At 59.4% G+C, this 4,700-nt stretch carries 3 protein-coding genes; 2 read left to right on the forward strand and 1 reads right to left on the reverse strand.

All coding sequences use genetic code 11. The features are described 5' to 3' along the window. The first annotated feature begins 485 nt into the window (after positions 1 to 485). A complete protein-coding gene (locus EN949_RS33140; RefSeq protein ID WP_024505424.1) occupies positions 486 to 1,358 on the forward strand; it encodes an FkbM family methyltransferase in 873 nt (290 codons plus the stop codon). 101 nt (positions 1,359 to 1,459) lie between these two features. Here EN949_RS33140 and EN949_RS33145 read toward each other — a convergent pair whose 3' ends face one another. After that, the gene (locus EN949_RS33145) at positions 1,460 to 3,766 is read right to left on the reverse strand and encodes a mannose-1-phosphate guanylyltransferase/mannose-6-phosphate isomerase (RefSeq protein WP_127366461.1); all 2,307 of its coding nucleotides are present in this window, start codon (positions 3,764 to 3,766) and stop codon (positions 1,460 to 1,462) included. A gap of 467 nt (positions 3,767 to 4,233) precedes the next feature. Here EN949_RS33145 and EN949_RS33150 point away from each other — a divergent pair, with 467 nt between their 5' ends. Continuing rightward, on the forward strand, positions 4,234 to 4,569 hold the full coding sequence (locus tag EN949_RS33150) for a hypothetical protein (protein WP_127366462.1): 336 nt from the start codon (positions 4,234 to 4,236) through the stop codon (positions 4,567 to 4,569). The last annotated feature ends 131 nt before the right edge of the window (positions 4,570 to 4,700 follow it).

Below are 4,700 nucleotides of genomic sequence, written 5' to 3' on the forward strand. Positions count from 1 at the left end.
GGATTCACTCACGTGCAGCGCAGCAAGCGCCACCGCTCTAGGCCTTGTGGCAAGCAGTTTCAGAAGGTCACTGCTGGGTCTCGCACGGACTTTTTTTTTGGCCATCGTTGCGTCTCAACCGTTCGGACAAGATGGTTCACGTCTCAAAGTTACAACGCCTTGACGAATTAACCGCATTTCCATGATCGGGAGAGGTCGTTCAATGTGGCGTCAGGCATCTTCCCAAAGCATACTATCCCGCTTTGAGGCAGCGACACAGAGGCAAGTGCTACCGAATTTGCCGTAGCTACGACGTCCCTATCACCTTGTGGTACCTTGCTGATAAGCGGCGCAGGAAGCATGCCTACGACCGAACCGGGGAGGGCATGATGGCAGGAATATGCATGCGGGGGGTGTGTGCGGGCAATTTGCTTCGGTGGCGAGCCGGCCTGGCTACTCCCTAAGGGTGTATGGAGATTGGCACATCCTCAGGTGATACTGCGACGATGAACCGGACGTTCTACGCCAAGCTCTATCACATTGACGGGCTCGCGCGCGCCATCGGCTGGAGGAAACTGGTCTCAGTACTCCTTCGCCGCGCACTCGGGATCGGCTCGGCGATGAAAGTTCGCTGTGGCGATCATGAATTGCTGATCAGGCCTACCGACAGCGACTTGTTTGTCATGTCACAAATTTTTGGGCACGGCGAATATGAAATTGGAAAGGGTGGACAGAGCGCGCTCAACCGGCTCGCGGCAGGATGGAGACGGAGGGGGATCATACCCGTTATCGTGGATGCCGGCGCTAACGTTGGCTACTCGTCGATTTTCCTCAGAGACCAGTATCCTGATGCTGTGGTGATGGCCATCGAACCGGATCGCCAAACGCATGAAGTCTTACTCTCGAACTGCGCCGGTCTAGAGCGGATCATGTCTGTTTACGGCGCACTCTGGTGCCACGAGGGCGAAGTTGCACTTGTCAACAGCGAGCGCCCATCGTGGGCACGGGGCGTGGCAGACGGAGAAGGCGTGCCGTCGGTCACCTTACGGGGCCTTCTTGCCAGACTGCCCAAGGCGAAATTGCTGATGCTTAAGATGGACATTGAAGGCGCGGAGCTGGAGGCAACGCGAGACTGCGGCAAGGTCCTCAAGCATGTGCCGTGCATCATCGTGGAACCACACGACTTTATGTTTCCCGGCCGAGGCTGCCTCACTTTCGTCTACTCGCTTTTGAGCGGAAGGAAGATCGACAGCCTCGTCAACGGCGAGAACCTCATATTCATTGCCTCGGAACTCCTGGCAGCACCGGCAGCCTCACGGCGGCCGACGACCGGGGGAAAGCGAGCGTTGCCGGTGCGCGCGGCCAAGGCTGTGCCTTAGCGGCCGCGCCAGGAGCCGATATCTGCGGTCGTCAAGGTTCGGTGTAGACGACCTTCGCCAACTACGGTTCGGCACGAACACCGTATCTCAGGATCGTCGCATCAGGAGCGACCCAGTACCTGCCTCAAACCCGTCTTGCTCACGTCCGAAGCAGGAAGCGGGAAAGGTTCGACTTGGCCCGCGGTCTTGTCCAGATACTGCATCAATGCCGTCACCAGATGGTAGAAGATGCTCGCCGGCACCTCCGTTGCCAGTGACCTTCCGCGCTCGTCAATCCTGTCGATCCACAAGCCAAGCGGCGCGGGATCGATGTGCCATCTGAACAGGCGCGCGACACGGGCTTCGATCTCAGCTTTCAGGTCAGGCCCGCCAATGCCATCCAAGGCTACGGCTGCCTTGACGGCTTCGCATTGCGGCCAGCTGCGGGAGAGCCGGTCGAGAGGGATTCCCTGCCGCGATACGGCAGCAAAAGCCAGACCTGTTGTCCGGTTCAATCCACTGGCGACCGCCGATGAATAGAGCTTCCTTGCGTAGGCGACCAAGTCTTTCTGGCCGCTCGCTCGTGCGAAATCGACAAGGAGCGAAGCCCATTCGAAGTGATGCCCCGGTTCGGTCCACTGTCCTTCATCTCCCTGCAACGGCAACCAATCGGCGTCGAAACGTTCCCCAACCGTCCAGCTTTCCTGGTCGAAGAAATGGCTCCGGAAGAGATCGATGATGCGTGCTGCCCGACGCAGATATTCACGGTCGCCCGTGGCGCCATACCAGGCAAGAAATGATTCCAGCATGTGCATGTGTGGGTTCGAAGACCGCGCACCGTTCCAGCCGGGGCTCTCGAGGAACCCGGTCAGACTGTCGTGCTCGAGGTGGGCGTCGATGAAACGAAACGTCTGTTGTGCCAGTTCCAGGGCATCGTGGTGTCCGCATCGGTGAGCTTGAGCCAGCGCCAGGAGCACGCAGGCATGGTCGTAGGCGTCCTCGGTCGGGTCGGCCACGCTGCCGTTGGCATTGAGAGTTCGCACCCACCCGCCGCGGTTCGTGCGGCCGAATCTTGCGATGAAGTCGATACCGTGTTCGATGAGTTTGTCCGCCGGACCAGTCCAGCCACGTTCCTTGGCGACTGCGAAAGCGTAAATCTGGCGAGCCGCAGTGCGCATGCGCTTGGGTTTGCCCAATGGCCTCGCATCGAAGCCCAGGGCCTCATGGAAGCCGCCGTAAACATCGTCGACGCCAGCGGTGGACCACAGCGGCAGGGTTTCTTCGAAGAGCCAGTGCTCCACGCGCTTGCGCCATGAGCCACTGATGATGATCCGGTCTTCGGAGGCAGTAAATTTCGTTTCGAGGCGCCCGCTCTTCTCCAGCTGTTCGACGATTTTTTTCACGTTCTGGCTGTGGCTGACGGGTGCGACGAATACCGCATCTGGCGTCGCCACGATCGCAACATCCTTCATCCCGACCACGGTCAGCAGTCTGCCCTGGCTTCTGAAGTAAGAGTCCTGGCAATCGATGGCGACGATATCGCCCATTGTGACATTGCCGTTGCTGTCCGTGGGGCTGGCCTCCATTAGGGATTGCCATGAGCCAAGGTCGGTCCAGTGGAACGAGGCCCTAACCATTGCGATGTCGCGCGCATGCTCCATGATTGCGTAGTCGATCGAGGTCGAGGGGACGGCCAAGTAGAAGCCTTGTGTCAAATAAAGGCCCGAGACGTCGGTCCGCGCTCCCTTGTAAGCCCGTTCCGCGGCGTCCCAGATGTCGGGCTGGAACTCGAGAAAAGCCTCCCGCATGGTGTCGGCTCGAAAGAGGAAAATGCCGGCGTTCCAGTAGAATTGTCCCGAAGACATGTATTTGCGAGCCGACTTGGCGTTCGGCTTTTCGACAAAGCGCGAAACCGAGGCTACTGCGTCAGCATCTGCCGTGGTCTCGATGTAACCATATCCGGTTTCGGGATGCGTCGGCTTGATCCCGAACACGATGATCTTTCCTGAATCGGCGGCAGGCACGCCGGCCTTGACGGTTTCCCAGAATTGCGTTGTCGTCGATATCTGATGGTCGGAGGGGACCACGAGCACAAGGGCGTCGGCTCCATATTCGGAGATCGTTTGCAGGGTGGCTATGGCGACGGCGGCCGCGGTATTGCGGCCGACCGGCTCGAAGATCGGTCTGCCGCCGTTCAGGCCGAGCGGTACTAGGTCCGAGATAACGCGCTCGGCATGCCGTTCGGAGGCTATCAGGTAGATCGGCGTCTCTCCGTCCGGCCGCGCCTTAAGGCGACGAACAGTCTTGGCAAGCATAGAGCCATCCCCCGAAAGATCGTGGAATTGCTTGGGGTTGTCTTCGCGCGAGAGCGGCCACAGCCGTGAGCCGACCCCCCCGCTCATGACAAAACTTACGATCCGGTCAGACATGGTCCAATTCCTCTCAGAATGTCTGGTTGTAGGCTCCGACCTCTGGATTGCCGCCCAGCACGCCATCGAGAGCCTCGAGTATCTCTCGGCGCCGCTCTGGCGACACAGGCTTTCCACAACCAGGACGATCTCCGCTTTGTTCGACGACGCCCAGGCCCCAGGTGCCGTCCTGAAAGCCCGTGGCTTTGATCGGAGCACTGGTTTTGAAGGCGAATGTGTTTGGACTCGCGTGTCCGACTATGTTCACGGTCACGATTTCCGCTCCGCAGTTTAGCGCCAACAGTCGTAACACGCGCCGCACGTGGCCGCCTTCATGAATTCGAGTAGCCCTATCGCCCTAGCTGCCACCCCTCATCCAATATGAGCATGCCCGCCGATGACCGAAAGGATGTCTCGTGCAAGCATGAGAGTCTTGTATTCTGCAAGGTGCGTCCCCTCTCGCGTGCAACGAGAAAGATGGCTGCAACATGCCGCTGACCGCATTCAGGTTCCCATTCGGCCAGAATGTCGACCAACGGCGGTTCGGTCGCCTGACCAGTCTTCTGGAGGTCATTCAGATGGACATCGAGAAGGAAATCGCGGCACTGCGCCCTTGCGTGGAAAGGTTCACGGACTGTGCTGCGTTCGCCCTGGAAGCGATGGAAAATGGAGAGAGTCCCGAACGCATGTCCGCGCAGATCGGTACTCTCGAGCAGAACCTGGCGATCATCCGCGGACGGCAGGCCTTGCTGGAACAGCAGACGTCATTTGTCGACGCCGCGAGAGCAGCGCTGCCGCGCGTTCTACCGCCCCACGGGTCCTAAGTTTCGCATACGCCAATTGGCGGCATTTACCTTCCGGATCACGGGAGTAATCTTCCGCAGCAGTCTGGGATCGCGGGGCCTCGGCTTTCAATGCAAAGACCGGCCAAATGCAACGGCCGCCTGCATGGAGC

Source organism: Mesorhizobium sp. M7A.F.Ca.US.007.01.2.1, from assembly GCF_003998165.1.
Classification (GTDB): Bacteria; Pseudomonadota; Alphaproteobacteria; order Rhizobiales; family Rhizobiaceae; genus Mesorhizobium; species Mesorhizobium ciceri.

Coding starts and splice junctions, on each gene's coding strand:
- EN949_RS33150 (WP_127366462.1), top strand. CDS start 4,234: ATGCCGCTGACCGCATTCAGGTTCCCATTCGGCCAGAATGTCGACCAA.
- EN949_RS33140 (WP_024505424.1), top strand. CDS start 486: ATGAACCGGACGTTCTACGCCAAGCTCTATCACATTGACGGGCTCGCG.
- EN949_RS33145 (WP_127366461.1), bottom strand. CDS start 3,766: ATGTCTGACCGGATCGTAAGTTTTGTCATGAGCGGGGGGGTCGGCTCA.